Source organism: Achromobacter sp. SIMBA_011 (assembly GCF_046535435.1).
Taxonomy (GTDB): domain Bacteria; phylum Pseudomonadota; class Gammaproteobacteria; order Burkholderiales; family Burkholderiaceae_B; genus Achromobacter; species Achromobacter dolens.
In genome coordinates, this window is the sequence record NZ_JAWRWN010000106.1 from 1 (window position 1) to 378 (window position 378).

1 protein-coding gene is annotated in these 378 nt (G+C 60.1%); it reads right to left on the reverse strand.

All coding sequences use genetic code 11. From position 1 onward, the window contains the following. The coding region (locus SB816_RS30130; RefSeq protein ID WP_410548008.1) for an ABC transporter substrate-binding protein at positions 1 to 378 on the reverse strand (378 nt) is incomplete at both ends.

Consider the following 378-nt stretch of genomic DNA (forward strand, 5'->3'; position numbering starts at 1 on the left):
GGCCGACAAGGCCTTCCGCGATGCTCTTGTCCGTGGTGTAGCCGTTATTGACCAGAAGAATGATCTCGACGTTGCGTCCGCCCAGCGTCTCCCTGGGGAAATTCAGGAAACCGTCACCATCGGTATCCTTCAGGCCGATCTCCGCAAGGGCTGCCTTGGCGGCTTCGAGATTGAAGGGATAATAGACCGTGGAGTTGCGGTCATAGAAGCTGGTGCCGGAGGAAATGCCACCGGGATAGATCGCCGTGAACGGCCCCTTCACCAGCGAGTCACCTATTGCCTTGCGGTCAATGGCGGAGGTCACGGCCTTGCGGAACACCTCATTGCGGTTCAGCTCGCGAATGGCCTGCCCGCGCTCGTCCGGATTGCCCCAGCCAT